This window comes from Bacteroides sp. 4_1_36, from assembly GCF_003466325.1.
GTDB lineage: Bacteria > Bacteroidota > Bacteroidia > Bacteroidales > Bacteroidaceae > Bacteroides > Bacteroides uniformis.
In genome coordinates, this window is the sequence record NZ_QSOX01000015.1 from 1 (window position 1) to 20443 (window position 20443).

Sequence of the window (20443 nt, forward strand, 5' to 3'; positions counted from 1 at the left end):
CAGTGGAACATTTCGGGCTTTTAAAAACAGTCCCTTGAATAAGGACGTATGGTTTGCTTCAATCTCACTAATTTTGCCTATTCTTGGAAAAGAAAAATCCCTGAACTTCTTTGAAATTCAGGGATTTACATCGTTTTGCCTTCTTAAAAAGTGGTGCCACCAGGAATCGAACCGGGGACACAAGGATTTTCAGTCCTTTGCTCTACCAACTGAGCTATGGCACCTTTTTCGTTTGCGGGTGCAAAGATAAAGAGTTTTTTTTATACCGCAAGGCTTTTTGAGGAAAAATATCTAAAAAAGGTGCCTCTTGCTCTATGGAGCGAGGCACCTTACTTCTAAAAATCATTTGCTATCGAAGACATCAGTCGATATTCGGATTGATGCTGTGCCAGTCTTTGATGGCAGGCAGTACACCCATTTCTATCACCTCGTCACGAAGTGTGCAGAGATGGGCATAGCTTTCTTTCAGTTTGGCTTCTTCTTCGGGCGTGCCGTTCAGTTCCTTATAGTGTACACCGTCTTTGGTAATTTCAGTTTCCATTGCCATCATGATGTGGTCGAAGCCGTGGCTGTGTACATATGTACCGGCAGGCCAGCGGAACGGTTTGCCACCCATCGCTGCAGCTATCATTTCGATAGAGACGTATGCCGGACTCTGGAAGGAAGAACGTCCACGGAGGGCGATGATGTTGGCACCGCCTTTGGTTACCTTAGTCTGGATTTCGACCCACTGTTCTTTAGTCAGGGCAGGGGTACCGATGATATCAAGTAACGGTTTACCGTCCACCTTGGCGGTAGAGGCATATACAGCCATCTGTTCACCATGACCGCCGTAGGTACGGCAATTTTCGATTTTGTCGGGGGCGATGCCGAAGTGCTTGGAAAGTTCACTGCGCAGGCGGGTGCTGTCGAGGGCAGCCAATGTGGTCACTTGTGAAGGTTTCAGGCCGGAATACAATAGGGTAATCAGACCGGTGATGTCGGCAGGGTTGAAAATGACAACCACGTGCTTCACATCCGGACAGTAGGCTTTTACATTCTTACCGAATTCTTCGGCAATAGCGGCATTGCCTTTCAAAAGGTCTTCGCGGGTCATGCCGGCCTTGCGGGCGGCACCGCCTGATGATACCACATACTTGGCACCGGTCAGCGCTTCTTTGATATCGGAGGTAAATGTGATGTTCATTCCTTCGAATCCGCAGTGGAACAGCTCTTCGGCCACACCTTCCAGTCCGGGAGCATAAGGGTCGTACAGACATAGGTTGGGAGTGAGATGCATCATGATTGCAGTCTGTGCCATGTTTGAACCGATCATGCCGGCTGCGCCGACGATTGTCAATTTGTCATTTGTCAGAAATTCCATAATCTTTTTTATTTAAAGGTGAGTAATATCTTTTCTTGCTGATTGTCACGATACAAAGATAACCCTTTTTGAAGAGAGTTGTTCATAGAAAAAAGTTATCTTTTAGAGCAAAAAGTTATTTCTTCTTTCCGAACTGCTGTATTGTACCTAAATTACTTATCTTTGTTGGGAAAATGAAGATAAGTAAGAAACTATGAGCATTGAGTTAGGAAAGTACAATACGCTGGAAGTGGTGAAGGAGGTAGCCTTCGGCATGTATCTGGACGGTGGCGAAGAAGGTGAAATTCTGCTTCCGTCGCGTTATGTCCCCCAAGACTGTAAGGTGGGAGACAAACTGAACGTTTTTATATATCTTGATAACGAAGAACGTCTGGTAGCCACTACTCTGACACCGTTAGTGCAGGTCGGGCAGTTTGCCTGCTTGGAGGTGGCGTGGATAAACCAGTATGGTGCTTTCCTTAACTGGGGATTGATGAAGGATCTTTTCGTCCCCTTCCGCGAACAGAAAATGAAGATGCAGGTGGGAAAGAAGTATGTGGTTCATGCCCATTTGGATGATGAAAGCTATCGTATCGTGGCATCGGCCAAGGTAGACCGTTATCTTTCCAAAGAGAAGGCCGCCTATGAGTCGGGGCAGGAGGTGGATATCCTGATTTGGCAGAAGACGGATTTGGGATTCAAGGCGATCATCAACGATGAATATAGCGGCTTGCTATATGAGAGCGAGATATTTCAGCCACTGCACACGGGCATGAGGATGAAAGCCTATGTGAAGCAGGTACGCGAAGACGGCAAGATAGACCTGCTGCTTCAAAAACCGGGGCAGGCTAAAGTAGAAGATTTCTCAGCTACGTTGCTGGACTATATCCGTGAACAGGGCGGACGGATAGCTTTGAATGACAAGAGTCCGGCAGAAGAAATCTATGCAACTTTCGGTGTCAGCAAGAAAACCTTCAAAAAGGCTGTGGGAGATTTGTACAAAAAACATCTGGTTGTATTGGAGGAAGATGGAATCAGGATTAGGAATTAGTCCCAGTCATTAGGAATTTCCCTACTTGTAAATAGAGACAATCATTAGGGAGGGGAATTTCCTCTCCCTATTTTTGTCGTACAATAAAAAAAGAAAAGTCATGATACGTCATTTGATATTAAGTGTTTGTCTAGTTCTGGTAGCGTTTCCCGCAATAAAAGCGGCGCCCATAGACGGAATCCGTATAGAAAGTCCATATCGTAGAGTGCTGGTACTGGTCGACGGACAGCAGGTTTGCCTGCCTACTTTCAGTTGTTTTGTAGCCAATCTGCGTGGTAGTTGTCGGGTAGAGGTTTATGAAGCGCCATCCCGTGGGGAGAATTCCCGAAGAGGAAAACTCCTATATGATGAACGTGTGCATTGCTCCATCAATGAAGTGGAAGATATTTTCATTCCAGAGGACAAAAGACCTGGTGGAAACTGGGGTACTTCTAATCATCACAAGCCTGGCAGACCCGGTGACAGACCGTTAGGAGGCGAGCAGCATGAACCGGTGATGTCACCATCTGCCTTCGAACAGTTTATGGGGCTGATGGAAAAACAGAGTTTCGATTCAGACCGTAAGGAAGTGCTCGACCATGCCTTGCTGACCTCTTGGTTCACTACTGACCAGTGTATCCGTCTGATGGATTTTTATCGTTTCGACAGTGAAAAGAAACAGTTGATGAAGAAGATTTATCCTAAAATAGCCGATAAACCGAATTTCTATTATGCGATAGACAAGCTGACCTTCTCGTCGGACAAGAACGAGATAAATGCCTTCATCAAACAATATCATGAGAAGAATAACTAAAAAAAGGAGGGGTTATGAAACAGATTATATTTATATTTTTTGCCGCTATGATGAGTACAGCTGTTTGTAGTGCGGCAATGAGCAACAGCAAAGTGCGTAAAGAGACCCGCTTTCTTACGGACAAGATGGCCTATGAATTGAACCTGAGTACAGAACAGTATAATGACGTGTACGAAATAAACTATGATTTCATTTCCGGTATACGTTATCTGATGGATGACGTTCTTCGGGGGGAGGAATGGGCCTTGAATCGCTATTACGATTATCTGGATGTGCGCAATGACGACCTTCGATGGGTGCTGAATAACCGGCAGTACGGCCGTTTCATGCAGGCCGCCTATTTTTACCGTCCGGTTTATGTAAGTGGTGGTCGTTGGTCTTTTAGGGTTTACATCACTTACACCAACCATAATCATTTCTATTTCCCGCGGCCGTATCATTACCGTACATATTGCGGTGGGCATTATCGTACGCACTATCACAACAGCTATTATCGCGGTCGTTACCATCATCCGCACTATACCGGTTCGTGGAGTATTCGGAATGATAAGTCGTACCACACCAGCCGCCGTTCAGATTTCGGTTCGGTGAACATCCGCCCTAATTCGCATAAGCGTCCGGCAGGCAGGGATGATGTATATACCACGCGACGTAGCAACGGTAGTAATAATCGCATTAGCACAGGTACACGTAACAGCAGTACGCGACGTAGTAGTGTGGATAGTGGCAGAAAGTCGAGTAAAGAGAAAATAGAAACCACAAGAACTAAAAATAATGATAAGAGCCCCAGCCGTAGCAGGGTAAAGACGGCAAGCAAGGAAAGAAGAAATGCTTCCGGCGTACGGAGTTCCGAAAGCCGTCGCAGCAGCTTTTCAAGCACTACCCGCAGTTCTACCGGCAGTAGCTCTTCCCGCTCTTCGGAAAGGAGATAGAAGAACAAAAAACTCCCCTCTTGTCAGCCTGGAGGCAGGGAGAGGGGAGAATCAAACACAACAACTAAAATTATACTTCTTTTTTTATTCAATCGGTTCTCCCTTATAGAAATCCAGAATCTTGGTACGGAACAGATAGTCATACTTGGCTTGCAATTCGTCTGATTGGGATTTCATAAGGTTCTGTTTTGCTTCATTGTATTCTACGGCATTTGCTTTTCCGTTCTCATACTTTTCGCTCATCAGCTTGAAAGACTCTTCGCTGGCAACGGTGGCTGTATGGCTACTGGTATATTTGCTTTCGGCAGCAGCGGCGTTGTACCATGCTTGTTGGATTTCTTTATAAAGTGTCTTCTTGGCATTATCCAATTGCAAGGCATAGTTTTCACGTTGCAGGCGTGCCGTGCGTACCCGGTTACGGGTAGAGAGACGGTTGAAAATAGGTACGCTGAGGTTGAATCCTACATATTTGTTGAAGTTATCGTTCATCTGCTGGCTGAAAGTACGGTCGATGGTAGAATAGTAATTCGTACCGAGACTACCGTTCAGGCTCAGTTGCGGGTAGTAGTTGCTCTGGGCAATACGGATATTGTGTTTACTGCCTTCCAAGCGGAACTGTGCAGCTTGTATGGAAGCCTTACTCACCATGGCTGTTTGGAATATCTCATCCGGAGGAGTGAGAGGGACTAAATCCAGATTGACTGCCGGAGATTCCAGATTGAACCCTTCCGGTGTTTCCAGTTCGATAAGCTGGCTAAGGTCGAGCAGGGCCAACTTATAGTTGTTGTTTGTCTGCACTACATTCATCTCGTCTTGTGCCACACGTGCTTTGGCTTCTGCCAGTTCTGCCGGAGAGGCTTTTCCCAAGTCGGCAAGCCGGCTGATGCGGACATATTGCTCTTTGCTCAATTGCACTTGTCCCAACGCCACCTGGTGGAGCTCTTCATTGAACAGCACCTGAAGGTAGGCCGAAGCTATATTGATGGCAATGTCTTCCTTGGCTTTGTCCAGGTCGGCAATGGCAGCTTTGAGGTTTAGTTTGGCCAATGCATACTGGTGGGGAATTTCCAGACCGGTAAAGATAGGTATGCTGGTATTGACAGACATATTAGTGCCGTGGCTGCTGGTGTTGACGTATACAGTGGAATAGTCTCCCGTATCCTCATTTTTGATGGCTGTTTGCGTACGTCCCCAGTTCCAGCTCTGGCCGGCACTGGCATTCAGGTTCGGCAGTCGTGCCCATTTGGCTGTATTTACTTCGACAGCACTCTGTTCGGCAGCGTTGGCTGTCTGGCGGATACTGATGTTATGCTCGATGGCATAGTCTATGCATTGGCGTAAAGACCATCGTTCCTGCGCCTGCACTGAGATACTGCCGAATATTGCGAGGTATAAGAATATCTTTTTATTCATATCGTATATCTTTTTAAGCTATTCCGTTTGTTAATCCTTTTTCTCTGCACCGCGAATCTTATCCTGGGCACTGATACCGCTTTTGATGGCAATCTTTATGCCGTCACTCATGCCGACCTGGATGGGGCGGCGTTCGAACTTCTGTACCGGTACGCTGTCCGTCATTACGTATACAAAGGTGCTGTCACCATTGAATTCAATGGTACTTTCCGGTACGGCAAGCGTTTTCTGGGCACGGTCCAATACGATTTCTGCGTTGGCAGAATAGCCGGAACGTATCTGTACGCTGTCCGGTGCGGCAATGGCAGCTTTGATTTCAAACTGGTTGGCACCGTTTTCTTCCACACCCTTCGGAGATATGTATTCCAGTGTGGCATCGAACGAAAGATTCTGCAGGGCGCCGATTGTCAGTTTCACCGGCATGCCTTCGTGCACACGGCCCACTTCCGTTTCGTCAATGTTGCCGCGAAAAATCAAATCGTTCATGTTGGCAACGGTAGCGATGGTGGTTCCGTCATTGAAAGTGTTACTCATGATAACCGAGTTACCGACTTTGATGGGTACATCCAGAATCAGACCGGTAATGGTGGAACGGATCAGGGTACTACTGAAAGAGGCGCTGTTCTTGGTGATGCCTTCCTTTACAATTTCCAGGTTATCTTTTGCTGTCTGCAGTTCCTCGCGTGCCTGCTTCACGCTTACTTCCCCTTTTTCGTACTCTTCAGCGCTGATAAGCTTGTCGTTGTACAGTTTCTGGGTACGGGCGAAATCCGTTTCGGCTTGGGCAGCGTTGATTTCCGCCAATCGTACGCGGCTTTCGGCAGAGTTCAATTGTCCCAGTTCGGGTATCACCTTTACTTTGGCAAGCACTTCCCCTTGCTTCACACTTTGTCCTGCTTCCTTGTATACTTCGGCAATGATACCGGAAATCTGCGGCTTGATAAGGACTTCATCTCTCGGTTCCACTTTGCCGGTGGCTACGGTAGTCTTTTCAAGGTCTGTCACTTCCGGAACTATCGTTTCGTATACTGTTACTTTAGGTTGGGACTTCTGGTACAGAAAAACGAATGTCCAAATGAATAAGGCAGCAATTACTACCAATAATGCGATTTTCAGAAACTTCTTTGTTTTCATCTTATATTTACGATTTAATTATTTACGATTGATATAGCCATTATTTCATGGCTTACGGTTAGTGGTCTCTCTATAAGTTTATTCATCCCTGATGGCTTCAATTGGCTTGATTGCCATGGCGCGATAGGCAGGTGCCAGTCCGGCAAGCACTCCTAATGCGATGAGGAGGATACAGGTTCCGATAGCCAGTCCGAATGAAACCTGGTAGTGGGTTTTGATAACTCCAGGGTCATTGGCGGCCTTTTCAAGTATTTGCAGTACAAATACGGCAAAAGAAATACCTGCCATACCCGCTATAGTGGTCAGCACCATGCTTTCCGAAAGAATTTGTTGCAGAATGTCTTTAGGACGGGCACCTATGGCACGGCGTATGCCTATTTCCGTTGTGCGCTCCTTGACGGTTACCATCATGATATTCGATACGCCGATAGCTCCGGCAAACAGCGTCCCCAAACCTACCATCCAGATTAGAAAGCGCACTCCAATCATCAGGTTGTCCATCATGGAGAACATAGCTTCCGCATTCAGAAGCATGACGGCTTGTTTGTCATCGGGAGCAATGTAGTGCGCTGCTTTTACAAGACGTTCCACTTCGGGCTGCACGTCTTTCACTTTTACTCCCGGTTTCATGATGAAACATACTACATGCAGTTTCTTTCCGAGGTTGTAGGTCTGTTGCATGGTGGAAAAAGGCAATGTAATGGCTTCAGAGGCCTGCCCTTGTATATTGACATTGCCTTCGGATGAACACATTCCGATAACCCGGTAATAGATACCATTTACCCGGACATATTTGCCGCAGGGGTCTTCACCGGGTTTGAAGAGGCTTTCATAAACACGTTTGCCGATTACACACACTTTACGCGACTCTTTAATGTCGACATCATTGATGAAACGTCCATAGGTCATCTCTTGATGTTCTATCTGTTCATATTCGGGATACAAGCCTTTCACACTACAGTCGTACTTGTTGTCTCCGTAGACAGCCACTTGTCCCCATAAGGCAATGGAAGGCGTGGCAAGCGCCACACCGTCCACATTGCGTACACGGTCCACATCTTCCATCTCCAAATCCCACCATCGTCCTTTGCGAAAACCTTTATAAGCCTCGCTTGTCTTTTGTGCAGCGATAAAGCCCGAGTTGGTTGCAAATCCTTCGAACTGGGATTTTAGTTCTTCCTGCATGCCCTGGCCGCCACCGATAAGCGCCACCAGCATAAAGATACCCCAGAATACGCCGAACGCCGTAAGCAGGCTTCTCGTTTTGTTCCTTGTTATTGTGATGAGGATTTCCTCACACGTATCTATGTCTATTCTCATAATCTTTAATCTGCTCTAAGTGCTTCAATAGGACTGATACTTACCGCTTTCTTAGCCGGGAAGAACCCAGCCAACGTACCCGCTATGATAAGGGTCAGGGTAGCTTGGATAGCAATACTGAGGTCTACGGTGGGATCGGAGAACATGGTCTGCTGGAACATGCCGGCATCCATCGTCTGGCTACCGAAAGCAGAGTTCATCCATTCCGTCACCCCGATGCCTGCCACCATACCGATATAACCGAATAGCGTAGTGATAGTCACGCTTTCCACAATAATCAGCCAAAGGATGGAGAAAGGTTTTGCTCCCAATGCCTTACGGATACCAAATTCCCGGGTACGTTCTTTCACGGTAATCAGCATTATGTTCGACACGCCGACAATCCCACTCAACAGTGTGAAGATACCGATAACCCAGATTGCAGTCCGGAGGATACCCATTGCATTCTGTGTCTGCAGATAGTTGGTGAAACGATTCCATATCCATATGGCGCTCTCATCTGTGGGGTCAAAGCGGTGATTGGTGGCAATAGCCTTGCGGTATTCTTTTTCAAAGGTTTCGTTACTTTCTATGCTGTGCAGGTTCTTGGTTGTAAAGATGATGTTATTCAGCTTGTCTCCTTTATTATAGATGGTCTGCAAGGTGGAGAAGGGGATATACGCTTCGTTTGCCTCGCGGTCTCCCTGGTCATTGTAGAGGCCTACTACTTGATAGGCCACTCCACTGGCATTGACAAATTGTCCGATGGGTTCAGTATGCGTTTTTCCGAAAAGGATATCTGCAGATTTCTTATGGAGGATGATGACTTTACGTCGGTCTTTCAGGTCGTTGTAGTTGATGAAACGTCCGTCCGCTGTTTTCACGGTTTCCACTTCGGTGTAGTTGGGATATACGCCCAGCAGAGAGATATTGATATATTCTTGTCCGAAGCTGACGTTTACATTACTTTGACGCACGGTGGCACCGGCACTGATGACATTTTCGGTGAATTGCTTCTCCGTGTCATCCATGTCCCGGTTGTCCAGTTGGACGCGGCGTCCTTCTTTCAGACCGTCGTATGACTTGGTGGTCCAGCCGGGGAAGATGCGGATAGAGTTCAAGGCACGCTCCGACGCATTTTGCTCGAAGGCATGTATGATACCGTTTCCGGCTCCGAGCAGCACGATGAGCATGAAGATTCCCCATGCCACGGCAAAGCCCGTCAGGAATGTACGCAGTTTGTTGCGTTTGATGGTTCCGTATATTTCTTGCCAAAGGTCTATCATTGATAATTAAAAATTAAGAATTAAAAATTAAAGGGGGAGGGGGCTCTTCCTTTATTATTTCATGAATCCGTCTTTTCCGAACGGGCTTGCATCGTGGTTCAGATTCGTCTCGATGCTACCTATGATACCGTCTTTGATATGGATAATCTTGTCCGTCTGGTTGGCAACACCGCTTTCGTGGGTCACGACTACGATGGTCATGCCCGTATCGTGCAGTTCCTTTAGAATCTGCATCACCTCTACGGAAGTCTTGCTGTCGAGCGCGCCGGTAGGTTCATCGGCAAGGATAATCTGCGGTTGGGTAATGAGGGCACGGGCGATGGCTACACGTTGTTTCTGTCCACCGGACATCTCATTTGGCATGTGGTGTGCCCACTCTTTCAGCCCCAGGCGGTCCAGATATTCCAGTGCCAGCGCATTACGTTTGCGGCGGCTCACTCCTTGATAAAAGAGAGGAAGCGCCACATTCTCCACTGCATTCTTGAAGGAAATGAGATTGAAGGACTGGAAGATGAAACCAATCATACGGTTGCGGTACTCGGCTGCCTTCGTTTCGCTGAGGTTCTTGATGAGGGTACCGTTCAGATAATATTCCCCCGTGTCGTAACTATCCAGAATACCCAGTATATTGAGTAAAGTGGACTTTCCCGAACCCGATGAGCCCATGATGGAAACAAATTCGCCTTTCTGAATGTCGAGGTTGATACCTTTGAGCACATGCAGCGGTGCTCCGTTGTTGTAGGTCTTGTTAATGTCTTTTAGTTGTATCACTGTTTTCCCTGTTTATTGCTTTACTCTTATTAATTTTCACTATTAGACGCAGCAATGCTACGAAAAGTTGCAAAAGTTGCAAACTTTTTTAAAAAAAGATTTTGCAGTGTCGTTTTTCTTTGTGATTTTTGTAACCATGAATGTGATTAACTAACCCTTTAAACAAAAGTAATATCATGAATTCAAACATGGAAAAGCCCTATGTAGTGGGCATTGACATAGGCGGAACAAACACCGTCTTTGGTATTGTAGACGCACGCGGAACTATTATTGCAAGCAGTTCCATCAAAACCGGAGCTTATGAGGACGTCAATGATTACGTAGACGAAGTTTGCAAGAATCTGTTGCCGCTCATTATTGCCAACGGTGGCGTAGACAAGATAAAAGGTATCGGTATTGGTGCTCCTAACGGAAACTATTACAGCGGTACTATTGAGTTTGCCCCGAACCTTCCCTGGAAGGGTGTAATTCCTTTGGCTGCCATGTTTGAAGAGCGCTTGGGTATCCCTACCGCTTTGACAAACGACGCCAATGCTGCCGGTATCGGTGAAATGACTTACGGTGCGGCTCGTGGTATGAAAGACTTTATCATGATAACTCTTGGCACCGGTGTAGGTAGCGGTATCGTTATTAACGGTCAGATGGTATATGGCCATGACGGTTTTGCCGGAGAGTTGGGACATACTATTATCCGTCGTGAAAACGGACGTCTCTGCGGATGCGGACGTCACGGCTGTCTGGAAACTTATTGTTCGGCTACGGGTGTGGCGCGTTCTGCACGTGAGTTCTTGACCAAGAGTACCGAACCGAGTTTGTTGCGCGACATTCCGGCAGAAAACATTACTTCCAAGGATGTGTATGATGCAGCGGTGAAGGGTGACAAGATTGCTCAAGACATCTTTGAGTTTACCGGAACCATCTTGGGTGAGGCTTTGGCTGACTTCATCGCTTTCTCCAGTCCGGAAGCTATCGTGTTGTTCGGTGGTCTGGCAAAAGCGGGAGACTATATCTTCAAGCCTATCCAGAAAGCTATTGACGACAATGTATTGAATATCTACAAAGGCAAGACCAAGTTGCTGGCTTCCGAGTTGAAGGACTCTGATGCTGCAGTGCTGGGTGCCAGTGCGTTGGGCTGGGAGCTGAGAGATATCAAGTAATCAATATTAGGGAAACTGATAAAGGAGGGGATATGTCAAAACTCCCCTTCTATCGAAGTCACCCTCGCTACACCTATCTGTGGCGAGGGTGATTTTTAGTTTATGAGAGTTTCGACACACCTTTTTTTCTTTGGTGGCACATATTCCTCAGCAATAAAGTTATGCACAAGTTGCTTCCACACTTCCACCCATTCTCTGTATCCCTTTATTCATCGGGGTTGCGGATGCTGTGGAAGCAACTTGAAAAGGTGGAAGCAACTTTTGCTTCCACCTTAAATTTACGCCAAATAATCTATTAATGTCTTGTAGTACAATAAATTAATAGGATATGGGGCAATTTGCCAATATCGTGTAAACAAGCTATTGGTTTCCTGCAAACACGGTATTAACTTCGTAAAAGCCCGTGCGATAATAGGTGGAAGTCAGGCTTTTGGTATGGATAAGATAGGTATTCAGTATAGGCAAGCTATGCATATGAGAGCTGTTTAACGGCCGTGAGGCGTTCGCCTAACGGCCATAAAGCACCTTGTTGACGGTCGTTAGCAGAGCGCCTCACGGCCGTTGGGCGCTGATAAACTAACATATCAGCAAGAAGGAAGGCTTATGTGAAAGGAAAGGAGCGCAGGCTTACAATGTTTTGAATGAGGGAGTAGCAGTAGAGTATCGCATGGTGTGTATGTCTACTGTGTATATCACTAAAAAAGGGAAACCGACATTGTCAGTTTCCCTTTTTTATTTCGAAATAGGAGTCTGGAATTAACCGTTAACTCTTTTTTCTTTGATTCTTGCTTTCTTACCGGTAAGAGCGCGCAGGTAGTACAGTTTAGCGCGACGAACTTTACCCACTTTGTTCACTTCGATGCTGTCGATAGCCGGTGATTCAATCGGGAAAATACGTTCTACGCCTATGGTTCCTGACATCTTACGTACTGTAAAACGCTTCTTGTTTCCATGTCCGGCAATCTTGATAACAACACCACGGTACAGCTGTACACGTTCCTTGTTACCCTCGACAATACGATATGCTACTGTTACAGTGTCACCTGCCTTGAAGCTCGGGTGCTGTTTTCCGGTAGCAAATGCTTCTTCTGCAATTTTAATTAAATCCATTGTTTTTATTATTAAATTGTTTCATCGTTACAACGCAACATACCAGGCTTCTCTCTTGGTGTCCTGACAGCGATTGCGCGAAAGCGGTGCAAAGGAACGAATTATTTGCCAGATACACAAGTGCTTCAAGCTTTTTTTCGCCAGTTGGGATGATTTTTGAGCGTTTCATTCTGCTAAACGCAAGTCTAAATAATCGGTTAATTGTGTGGCTCAGTCGCAAAAGAAAAGTATATTTGTAGCAATTTAAAACTAAATGAATATGAAGAAACAAACTTTCAGTCTCCTTGCGGGGGCAGTGTTGGCGGTTGCGCTTCTATTGGTTTCCTGCCATTCTTCCTACGAAGTGACCAAGGTAGAGGGAGGCAGAATTCCCATGAACTCTGTCTGGGATGCCGAGCCGGATGCCGAAGCCGTGGCTCTGCTGGCGCCCTACAAGGCCCGGATGGACAGCGTTATGTATCATGTGGTGGGAACCGCAGAAATGTCGATGGACAGATTCCGGCCCGAAAGCCTTTTATCCAATCTGATTGCAGATGTACTGCGTGAGGCTGCGGTGGAAGTGCTGGGCAAACCGGCCGATATGGGGCTAATCAATATCGGTGGAATCCGGAACTCCCTGACGGAAGGAGACATCACTACCGAAAACATCTATGAGATATTGCCTTTTGAGAATTCGCTCTGTGTGCTGACGATGAAAGGCTCTGCCATGAAGCACTTGTTTGAAAACATTGCGGTGAGACTTGGTGAAGGGGTGAGTGGTATACAGTTGGAAATCAGCAAGGATGGCAAGCTGCTCCAGGCTTCCATTGCCGGCAAGCCGGTGGAGGATGACCGTGACTATACGGTTGCCACGATTGATTATCTGGCTGATGGAAACGATGGAATGACGGCTTTCCTGCAGGCGGATAAAAGGGAGTGCCCGGATGGGGCTACACTGCGTGGTCTGTTCATGAAGTATGTGGAGAAGCAGACGGCAGCCGGCAAGAAGGTGACTTCGCGCATGGAGGGAAGAGTGGTCGTTAAAGAGTAAGCATTAAAAAAACAGAAGTTCTATGAAACATATGTATTCCTTGGCAGCCCTGCTGCTTTTCATGCTCCCCGCATCGGCACAGCAAGAGGAGCGTGTCATTACTGAAGAACCCCTTTGCCTGGTGTCCGCCGATTCTGTATCGTCCGGCCAATCCGGAAAACAACTGTTTATCCTGCACACCAGCGATACGCACAGCCGTATAGAACCCATCAGCGCCGAGGCTGCCGACGAGTATGCCGGGATGGGCGGTGTGGTGCGCCGTGCCGGTTTTGTAAAGCAGTTTCGCGGCAAGCATCCGGATATGTTGCTGCTGGATTGCGGAGACATCTCGCAAGGCACCCCTTATTATAACTTTTTCAAAGGCGAGCTGGAGGTCAAGATGATGAACCTCATGGGCTATGATGCCATGACGATAGGTAATCATGAATTTGATTTCGGACTTGAAAATATGGCGGAATTGTTCCGTATGGCGGATTTTCCCGTGGTTTGTTCCAATTATGACGTGACGGGTACGGTACTCGAAGGACTGGTGAAGCCTTATATCACCTTGGTGCGCGAAGGGGTGAAAATCGGTATCTTCGGCCTGGCCCCCAAGATGGAAGGGCTGGTGCAGGCGGATAAATGCGTAGGCATTGTCTACAACGACCCGATAAAGGTGGCCCAGGAAATGACAGACCTTCTCAGGGAGAAGGAGAATTGCGAGGTTGTGATTTGCATGTCTCATTTGGGTATCCGCAGTGCAAATCCCGAAGGCGCTTCCGACGAGAACCTGGTAGGCAAGACGCGTGGCATTGATGTCATTTTGGGAGGACATTCGCATACTTTTATGGAAAAGCCTGCCGTTTATCTGAATGCGGACGGCAAGAGCGTTCCCGTGCTGCACACCGGAAAGAGTGGCATCTACGTAGGAGAAATGGTACTTACTTTAACTGAAAAATAGCATGATGAAAAGACTCACCCTCCTTTTATGGGTTGCAGGATTGTTTATATTGGGATTATCTTCACTTCACGCCCAGACGGGAGGCCCGTTTCTTCCTTCGGCTGCAGACAACCGGTGCCGGCAATGGGTGGACTCCGTGTTGTCAGGTCTGAATGTACACGAAAAAGTGGGGCAGCTCATCGTTGCCACCATTCCGGCCAGAGCAGACAAGGCCACGAAAAAGCAGATGCGCGAGCTGGTAAAGAAATACAAGGTCGGTGGCTTGCTGTTTTCCGAAGGTACTCCGGAAGAGCAGGCTATCTTGACCAATATGGCCCGGAAGGATGCCAAGATTCCCGTTATGGTTACTTTCGATGGAGAGTGGGGACTGTCAATGAGGCTGAAAGGCGCTCCGGACTATCCCCGTAATGCCGCCTTGGGATGTATCGAGGACAATGGCCTGATTGAAGAATATGGACGTGAGGTGGCCCGCCAGTTCCGCGAATTGGGGGTACACGTCAATTTTGCACCCGATGCGGATGTCAATACGAATCCGCTGAACCCGGTGATACACGTACGCTCCTTTGGCGAGAACCCGCAGTGGGTGGCAGAAAAAGTGGTGGCATACAGCCGTGGGCTCGAAAGCGGGGGCATACTTTCCGTTTGCAAGCATTTCCCCGGGCATGGCGACACGGATGTGGATTCTCATAAGGCGCTTCCCGCCTTGCACTACGACCGTGCACGCCTGGACAGTGTGGAACTTTATCCCTTCAAGGAAATGGTACGTGCCGGATTGGGGGGTGTCATGGTAGGCCATCTGCAAGTGCAGGCGCTGGACCCGGACGGGGTGACTCCTTCTTCCTTGTCGCGGAATGTGGTGACCGGGTTGTTGAAGGATGAACTCGGCTTTAAAGGGCTGGTGTTTACCGATGCTTTGGACATGAAGGGTGTGTCTGCCATTCCGCAGGTAACTACCAAAGCGCTGCTGGCGGGAAATGATATGGTGCTGGTACAGTTCAATACGAAGAATGCGGTGCAGGAGCTGGTAGATGCAGTGGAGTCGGGACAACTGAGTAAGGACGAACTTGATGCCAAGTGCCGCAAGGTATTGATGTACAAGTATATGCTTGGTTTGAGAAACCGCCAGCCGCAACTTCGGGTCAGCGGAATGAGCTATCGCATCAATACGGAGGAAGCGCAGGCGTTGGCTGCCAAGTTGCGCCGTTCGGCAGTGACTGTATTGAACAATTATTTCGATGTCCTCCCGCTGGCACCGGTGGAAGGTGATATTGCCGTGCTCAGCATCGGAGAGAAGGAGGCGGATGCTCCCTTTGTGGAAGCTATGAAAAAGAATGCAGGCATCAGCCATTTCCACTTGCCTTGGAATGCCGATGAGGCTCTCTGGCAGGAAGTGCAGGGGCAGTTGGCTGCTTTCCGTCGCGTGGTTATCAGCATCACCGGTTCGTCTTATGTCAGCGACCGTGATGTGGCCTTTCTGGAAGGCTTGAACCTGCGTGCTCCGCTGGTCTATACTTTTTTTACCTCTTACCGTACATTGCAACCTCTGATGCCCGCACTTGCCAAATCCAGCGCTGTGGTGCTGGCACATTCGGCAGAGACGGATTTGCAGCAATACGTGGCTGATGTTCTTTTTGCCAAAAAGCCGGCCAGTGGCAGAATGTCGATGAGTATCGGTAAACTGTTTCCAGCGGGAACGGGCTGTATGATTGAGCCGGGCATGAAACCGGGGAAGACTGTTCCGGAAGATTACGGCATGAAATCGTATGTGCTGCAAAGTATCGATGCCGTTGCCCGGAAGGGACTGGAAGCGGGAGCTTATCCCGGTTGCCGCGTGCTGGTGTGGAAAGACGGACTGCCGGTATATGACAAAGGCTTCGGAACCCACTCTGATAAGGATACCACTACTGTCCGTTCTTCGGACCTTTTTGATTTGGCTTCGCTGACCAAGACTACGGCTACGTTGCTTGCCGTCATGAAACTGTATGATGAGGGTAAGATAAAACTGGATGACAAGGTTTCCGCTTATCTGCCCTTCTTGCGCAATGGCAACAAGCGGAACATTACCATCCGCGAACTTTTGTTCCACGAATCGGGGCTTCCTCCCTATATCCGCTTCTACCTGGACATCATAGACCCGAATTCGGTACACGGCCCGTACTCCCAGAGTTGGGTGGACGAGTGGCATCGTACGCAGGTAAGCGAGCATAGCTATTATTGTTCCGATTTTAAGTTCCGGAAAGGGATGGTGTCCGACAAGAATACACCGGTCTATACCCTGCACATGGCAGATGGCATGTGGCTGAACAAGAGTTTCAAGAATTCTATCCTTCAGCGGATAGCCAAGTGCGAGTTGGATGGCAAACGTTATGTTTACAGCGACCTCGGCTTCGTGCTGTTGCAGCAGGTAGTGGAGAAGGTGACGGAGCTGCCGATGGATTTGTACCTTGCCCGTGAGTTCTATGCCCCGATGGGATTGCAACGTACTATGTTTCTGCCTTTGACGAAGTTCACCAAAGCGGAAATCATGCCCACGGCATCCAATGACTTCCTGCGTCGCCAGGATATATGCGGATATGTGCATGACGAGACTGCTGCCTGCATGGGTGGGGTGTCCGGTAATGCAGGACTTTTCTCTACGGCCGAAGAGGTGGCAAAGGTTTATCAAATGTTGCTGAACGGCGGTGAATTCAATGGCAAGCGTTTCTTGAGTAAGGCAACCTGCCGTTTGTTTACGACGGAGAAATCCGCCATCAGCCGTCGCGGTCTGGGATTCGACAAGCCGGATGTATCCATTGTGAAGCGCAGCCCTTGTGCTCCTTCCGCTCCGGAAGCGGTATATGGACATACCGGATTTACCGGTACTTGTGCTTGGGTGGACCCGGAAAACAAGACGGTGTATGTATTCCTCAGCAACCGCTTGTGCCCCAATGTATGGAACACGAAACTGGGTGACATGAATATAAGAAGAGATATCCAGGAATTGATTTATAAAAGTATTATTCCGCAAATCCCCTAAAAACAATCTATACTATAAGGAATGAAGAGAATATACCTGCTTGCCTATATCACTATATTGTGTTGTCTTTGTCCGCTTCTGAAAGCGCAGCTTGGCCCGATGCCGTTTACTCCGGTGCCGCCGAACGACCCTTCGCTTGTACGTCTCTTGAACAGTGACGTGCGGTGCAGGCAGTGGGTGGATTCCGTCATGCAGCGTCTGACTCTGAAAGAACGCATCGGACAACTGTTCATCTATACGATTGCCCCCCAGCAGGACAAGGCCAACAAGGAACTGCTGCGTAAGGTGGTGGAGGACTATAAGGTAGGCGGTCTGTTATTTTCCGGCGGATTGATGCAGAACCAGGTGATGTTGACCAATGAGGCGCAGCGGATGGCGGAAGTTCCGCTGATGATTACCTTTGACGGTGAATGGGGGCTGGCTATGCGCCTTCGCGGTACTCCGAACTTTCCGCGAAACATGGTGCTGGGCTGCATACAGAACGATACACTGATTTATGAATATGGGCGCGAGGTGGCCCGCCAATGCCGTGAACTGGGGGTGCAAGTGAATTTTGCTCCCGTAGCGGATGTGAATATCAATCCCAAGAATCCGGTTATCAATACCCGTTCCTTCGGTGAAAGTCCGTTCAATGTGGCGAACAAGGTTGTTGCCTACTCCAAAGGGTTGGAGGATGGTGGTGTGCTTTCTGTCAGCAAGCACTTTCCGGGACATGGGGATACGGATGTGGATTCTCATAAGGCGTTGCCCGTGCTGCCTTTTACCCGTGCCCGTCTGGACAGTATAGAGCTTTATCCTTTCAGAAAAGCCATTCGTGCCGGATTGGGAGGAATGATGGTGGGGCACTTGGAGGTGCCTACCATAGAGCCGCAAAAGGGGCTCCCGTCTTCGCTTTCGCGTAAGGTAGTTTCCGGTCTGTTGGTGAATGACCTCGGCTTTCAGGGGCTTGTCTTTACGGATGCCCTTGCCATGAAAGGGGTATCGGGCAATGAAAGCATCTGTTTGCAGGCGCTGAAAGCCGGCAATGATTTGCTGCTTGTCCCCCGGCGTATTAAGGAAGAAGTGGAGGCTGTGCTTGCCGCTGTGAAAAAAGGGGAGCTGACAGAGAAAGAGATAGAGGCGAAATGCCGTAAAGTACTGAAATATAAATATGCCCTTGGGTTGGAAAAGAAACCCCATGTACAGCTTTCAGGTTTGGGGACCCGCATCAATACTCCGAAAACGCGTGATTTGATGCGCCGGCTGAACTTGGCGGCCATCACTGTGCTGGATAACCGGGACGAGGTACTTCCGCTGGACCCTTCCATCGGTGAAGTTGCCGTGCTCAATGTGGGAGAAGCGCAGGAAATCCAGCCGTTCCTCAAGGAACTGTCGCAGTATACCCGTCCTGTGGAGTTCCGTTTGGGCAAGAATCTGCCGGAGGCTGACGGGAACCGTTTGAGAAATGCGCTGGCCAAGTACAAACGTATTCTGGTCTGTGTCACCGAACACCGTTTGACGCCCTATCAGAATTTCTTTGCAAAGTTCGCTCCTGACGTACCGGTGGTTTATCTGTTCTTTATTCCTGGCAAGCAGGTATTGCAGATAAAACAAGGGGACGCTGCTGCTGAAGCGGTGATTTTGGCACACTCCTCCAACGAGGAGGTACAGCGGCAGGTTGCCCGGATTGTTTATGGCAGCGCTTGTTCAGAGGGACGCTTGTCTGCCAGTATCGGTAGTCGGTTTGCTGCCGGTGCGGGAGTGACGCTGACTCCTCAAAGCGCCCCCCGCTTTGTACCCGAAGAGCATGGTATGAATTCCCGTCTGCTGGCTGAAATAGACAAGATAGCCGAAGAAGGCATTCGTGAAGGGGCTTACCCCGGTTGCCAGGTGGTGGTGCTGAAGGATGGCAGGGAGATGTATAATAAAGCTTTCGGTACCCACGTCTGGAACGAGGCCGGAAGCAAGGCGCTTCCCGTGAAGAAGACGGATGTGTACGACATCGCCTCGCTGACAAAGACCACAGCCACGCTGCTTGCTGTGATGAAGTTGTACGATGGCGGACGCCTCAATCTTACAGACCGGGTGTCGGATTATCTGCCTTTCCTACAGGATACGGACAAGAAGAATATTACGGTACGCGAACTGCTGATGCATGAATCCGGTCTACCTTCTACCTTGTTGTTCTATCAAGAGGCGATTGATGAAGAGAGCTACACCGGCACTTTGTTCAAGGCACGTCCCGATGCCCGGCATTCCGCACGCATCGGACGGCAGACTTGGGCGAACCCTAAGTTCCGCTTCCGTCAGGGACTGACGTCGAAGGTGCAGACACCGGAATATACGATGCAAGTGTCCGACAGCCTTTGGCTGAACCGTTCTTTCAAGCAGGAGTACTTGCAGAAGATTGTGGATACTCCGCTTAGAGATAAACGTTACCGTTATAGTTGTGTGGGCTTTATCTTGTTGCAGCAGTTGGTCGAGGCGCGCACCGGCATGTCTATGGACGAATATTTGGCCAAGGAATTCTATACTCCGATGGGATTGGAGCGTACGGGGTATCTTCCTCTGCGCTTCTTGAAGAAGGAAGATATTGTACCTTCATCAACAGATCCTTTCTTGCGTAAGACTACCTTGCAAGGATTTGTACATGATGAATCCGCAGCTTTTCAGGGTGGCGTTTCCGGTAATGCCGGGCTGTTCTCCACTGCCGAAGAAGTAGCAAAAGTCTATCAGATGTTGCTGAATGGGGGTGAACTGGACGGTAAACGCTATTTGAGCAAGGAGACCTGCAGGGTATTTACTACCACTGTCTCAAGGATAAGCCGCCGGGGGCTGGGATTTGATAAGCCCGACCGGCATAATCCCCAGAAGAGTCCCTGCGCAGAGTCTGCCCCTGCTTCTGTCTATGGTCATACCGGTTTCACGGGTACTTGCGCCTGGACAGACCCGGAGAACGGCTTGGTTTATGTCTTTTTGAGCAACCGCACCTATCCGGATGTGTGGAATAACAAGTTGATGAGGCTGGATATAAGGACGAGGATTCAGGAAGCTGTATATAAGGCGATGCTGGGAGGAAAAAAATAACTGGTAGAATTAAAAAGAGCCTCCCTTGCTCACGCAGGAAAGGCTCTTTTCTTCTTCAATTTTGAAACAATTAAATTCTATCTGTTAAGCTTTAAGTGTGTGT

Annotated in this window: 15 protein-coding genes and 1 tRNA gene; 8 read left to right on the forward strand and 8 right to left on the reverse strand. The window is 48.5% G+C overall.

The window, feature by feature from the left end; translation table 11 throughout:
* Nucleotides 1–151: 151 nt before the first annotated feature.
* A tRNA-Phe gene (locus DXD65_RS14085) sits at nt 152–224 on the reverse strand.
* Nucleotides 225–361: 137 nt separating this feature from the next.
* Nucleotides 362–1363, reverse strand: a complete 1002-nt coding sequence (locus tag DXD65_RS14090; RefSeq protein ID WP_005825092.1) for a malate dehydrogenase — start codon at nt 1361–1363, stop codon at nt 362–364.
* 193 nt (nt 1364–1556) lie between these two features.
* On the opposite strand from DXD65_RS14090, the gene DXD65_RS14095 reads away from it, so the two are divergent.
* From DXD65_RS14095 to DXD65_RS14105, 3 genes are all read left to right on the forward strand, one after another.
* Nucleotides 1557–2393, forward strand: coding sequence for a S1 RNA-binding domain-containing protein (locus DXD65_RS14095; protein WP_005834783.1), 837 nt, complete (start codon nt 1557–1559; stop codon nt 2391–2393).
* A gap of 100 nt (nt 2394–2493) precedes the next feature.
* Nucleotides 2494–3186 carry a DUF4476 domain-containing protein gene (locus DXD65_RS14100; RefSeq protein WP_022400895.1) on the forward strand — a complete coding sequence of 231 codons (693 nt, stop codon included), beginning with the start codon at nt 2494–2496 and terminating at the stop codon, nt 3184–3186.
* A gap of 14 nt (nt 3187–3200) precedes the next feature.
* The gene (locus DXD65_RS14105; protein ID WP_117867305.1) at nt 3201–4118 is read left to right on the forward strand and encodes a hypothetical protein; all 918 of its coding nucleotides are present in this window, start codon (nt 3201–3203) and stop codon (nt 4116–4118) included.
* An 84-nt stretch (nt 4119–4202) separates the two neighbouring features.
* On the opposite strand, the gene DXD65_RS14110 is transcribed toward DXD65_RS14105, so the two are convergent.
* From DXD65_RS14110 to DXD65_RS14130, 5 genes are all read right to left on the reverse strand, one after another.
* Nucleotides 4203–5531, reverse strand: coding sequence for a TolC family protein (locus DXD65_RS14110; protein WP_005825078.1), 1329 nt, complete (start codon nt 5529–5531; stop codon nt 4203–4205).
* 30 nt (nt 5532–5561) lie between these two features.
* The gene (locus tag DXD65_RS14115) at nt 5562–6665 is read right to left on the reverse strand and encodes an efflux RND transporter periplasmic adaptor subunit (RefSeq protein ID WP_005834785.1); all 1104 of its coding nucleotides are present in this window, start codon (nt 6663–6665) and stop codon (nt 5562–5564) included.
* A 78-nt stretch (nt 6666–6743) separates the two neighbouring features.
* Complete coding sequence (locus DXD65_RS14120; protein ID WP_005825074.1) at nt 6744–7985, reverse strand: ABC transporter permease; 1242 nt, start codon at nt 7983–7985, stop codon at nt 6744–6746.
* A 5-nt stretch (nt 7986–7990) separates the two neighbouring features.
* Complete coding sequence (locus DXD65_RS14125; RefSeq protein ID WP_117887743.1) at nt 7991–9250, reverse strand: ABC transporter permease; 1260 nt, start codon at nt 9248–9250, stop codon at nt 7991–7993.
* A gap of 54 nt (nt 9251–9304) precedes the next feature.
* On the reverse strand, nt 9305–10021 hold the full coding sequence (locus DXD65_RS14130; protein WP_005825069.1) for an ABC transporter ATP-binding protein: 717 nt from the start codon (nt 10019–10021) through the stop codon (nt 9305–9307).
* Nucleotides 10022–10197: 176 nt separating this feature from the next.
* Between DXD65_RS14130 and DXD65_RS14135 the strand changes: the two genes are divergently transcribed.
* Entirely contained in the window at nt 10198–11178 is a 981-nt protein-coding gene (locus DXD65_RS14135) for an ROK family protein (RefSeq protein ID WP_005825067.1), read from the forward strand.
* 756 nt (nt 11179–11934) lie between these two features.
* On the opposite strand, the gene rplS is transcribed toward DXD65_RS14135, so the two are convergent.
* Complete coding sequence (gene rplS / locus DXD65_RS14140) at nt 11935–12288, reverse strand: 50S ribosomal protein L19 (RefSeq protein ID WP_009037787.1); 354 nt, start codon at nt 12286–12288, stop codon at nt 11935–11937.
* Between the two features lie 259 nt (nt 12289–12547).
* Here rplS and DXD65_RS14145 point away from each other — a divergent pair, with 259 nt between their 5' ends.
* Genes DXD65_RS14145 through DXD65_RS14160 form a run of 4 tightly spaced genes read left to right on the forward strand, consistent with a single transcriptional unit; the run spans nt 12548 to nt 20340 of the window.
* Nucleotides 12548–13318: a 5'-nucleotidase C-terminal domain-containing protein gene (locus DXD65_RS14145; protein ID WP_016273980.1), complete on the forward strand. Its 771-nt coding sequence runs from the start codon at nt 12548–12550 to the stop codon at nt 13316–13318.
* A 22-nt stretch (nt 13319–13340) separates the two neighbouring features.
* Complete coding sequence (locus tag DXD65_RS14150; RefSeq protein WP_005834789.1) at nt 13341–14258, forward strand: bifunctional metallophosphatase/5'-nucleotidase; 918 nt, start codon at nt 13341–13343, stop codon at nt 14256–14258.
* Nucleotide 14259: 1 nt separating this feature from the next.
* Nucleotides 14260–17274, forward strand: coding sequence for a glycoside hydrolase family 3 N-terminal domain-containing protein (locus DXD65_RS14155; protein WP_117887744.1), 3015 nt, complete (start codon nt 14260–14262; stop codon nt 17272–17274).
* A gap of 21 nt (nt 17275–17295) precedes the next feature.
* Nucleotides 17296–20340 (forward strand): glycoside hydrolase family 3 N-terminal domain-containing protein, encoded by a 3045-nt coding sequence (locus tag DXD65_RS14160; RefSeq protein WP_005825051.1) that lies wholly within the window; start codon nt 17296–17298, stop codon nt 20338–20340.
* The last annotated feature ends 103 nt before the right edge of the window (nt 20341–20443 follow it).